The organism is Chryseobacterium sp. VD8, from assembly GCF_037149975.1.
Taxonomy (GTDB): Bacteria; Bacteroidota; Bacteroidia; order Flavobacteriales; family Weeksellaceae; genus Chryseobacterium; species Chryseobacterium indicum.
Genome location: NZ_JBBCQL010000385.1, coordinates 1 through 2,136, shown reverse-complemented (window position 1 = coordinate 2,136; position 2,136 = coordinate 1). Strand labels below are relative to the sequence as shown.

1 protein-coding gene is annotated in these 2,136 nt (G+C 40.3%); it reads right to left on the bottom strand.

What is annotated here, in order from left to right:
* Positions 1–2,054: efflux RND transporter permease subunit (locus tag WFK35_RS22405; protein WP_336734818.1), on the bottom strand; the 2,054-nt coding region annotated here is incomplete at its 3' end.
* Between the last annotated feature and the right edge of the window lie 82 nt (positions 2,055–2,136).

The window sequence follows — 2,136 nt, the reverse complement described above, 5'->3', positions numbered from 1 at the left end:
AATTCAAAACCGGAAACGTTACCAAATCCCTGAACAGTAGGAAAATTGAAGAAGAATGCATTGGCATCTTTCACCTGCGAAACTTTCCCCGTTAATCCTGCTGCAATCTGATCGGGATCACTGATTTCACCTCGCTGATCGTGGTCTTTTAATTTAATGAAACCTGCGGAATAAGGAGAGGCGTTGGCGTTACTGATGAAATTCAGACCGTCTGCAACCCAGAGATTTTTTTTTGCTTTTTCACCGTTGATGATTTTATCGATCTGCTCTGTTGCGTTATGTGTTCTGTCCAATGAACTTCCCGGAGGAGTATTCACGGCATACAAAATGAAACCCTGATCTTCAGTAGGAATAAATCCTGAAGGTGCTTTTTTAATTAAGAAAACACTCGCTGCAGTCAGTAAAACCAGTCCTCCAACGGCAACCCATTTGTTTTTAATTAAAAATTTAAGACTGTAAATATATTTCTTCGTTAAATTATTAAAACTTGTATTGAAAGCATTGAAAAATCTCGCTCCGAAACCTGTTTTTTTCCCATGTTCACCGTGTTCTCCCTGAGGATCATTTAATAATAGAGCACAAAGAGCCGGACTTAATGTTAAGGCATTCACCGCAGAAATCATAATGGCAATTGCCAATGTAAAGGCAAACTGTCTGTAGAAAACTCCTGCAGGTCCCTGCATGAAACCAACCGGAATAAATACGGCACACATCACCAAAGTAATGGAAATAATGGCACCGGAAATTTCACTCATCGAACTTGTGGTGGCTTGTTCCACAGGCATTCCGGTATGTTCCATTTTGGAGTGAATCGCTTCCACAACAACAATTGCATCATCCACTACAATACCAATCGCGAGTACCAAGGCAAACAAAGTCAGCATATTGATACTGAAACCAAATAACTGTAAGAAGAAAAATGTACCAATAATCGCAACAGGAACCGCAATCGCAGGAATTAAAGTAGATCTGAAATCCTGAAGGAAAATATAAACTACAATAAATACCAGGATAAATGCAATCACTAAAGTTTCAACAACCTGATGAATAGACGCGTCTAGGAAATCTTTAGAATTGTACATGATGATCGGTTCCACTCCTTTTGGAAGGGTTGTTTTGAACTGGTCTACCTGTTTTTCAATTTCTGTTAAGATCTCGTTGGCGTTGGAACCGGCAGTCTGCATAATCGCAAATCCGGCTACCGGTTTCCCGTCCACTCTGTTAGCTGCTGTATACGTATAAGATCCGAATTCTACTCTTGCCACATCTTTTAATCTTAAAAATGAACCGTCGGTATTGGCTTTAATAGCAATGTTTTCGTAGTCTTCGTTCTTGTTTAATTTTCCTTTATACTTTAAAATATATTCATAAGTTTCCTTGCTTCCCTGTCCCAAACGACCGGGAGCGGCTTCTAAATTGTGATCCTTCACTGCGTTCAGAACTTCCTGAGGGGAAAGTCCGTTTGCGGCTAATCTGTCCGGTTTCAGCCAGAGTCTCATGGAATAATCTCTCGTTCCGAAAACCTGCGCCTGAGCAACTCCGGGAATACGCTGAATCTGCGGAATGATATTAATTTTCAGATAATTCTGTAAAAAAAGTTCGTCATATTGTTTAGGATCGTTACTGGATAAACCCATGAACATGATCATACTGTTTTGTACTTTCTGCGTAGAAACTCCTGCCTGAACAACTTCCTGTGGAAGCTGGCTCATCGCTTTGGATACACGGTTTTGTACGTTTACCGCTGCATTATCCGCATCAGAACCCTGCTTGAAGAAAACATTCAGCGTCATCGTACCATCGTTACTGGAGTTGGAAGTCATGTATGTCATATTTTCGACCCCATTCACAGCTTCTTCGATAGGCGTAGCTACAGAACGTGCGACAACCTCCGCGTTGGCTCCCGGATAAAAAGCCGTTACCTGAACGCTCGGCGGAGCAATATCCGGAAAGAGGGCAATGGGTAAATTAAAGAGGGAGAGCGCCCCCAATAATAAAAGTATTATGGAGATCACGGTAGAGAGTACCGGTCTTTCTATAAATTGTTTTAACATAAGAAGTTTATTTTTTAATGTGGTTTAAACTTTTTAGCTTTAAATTTTTAAACACTTAAGTAGCTTTTAGTTTAATTAAAAA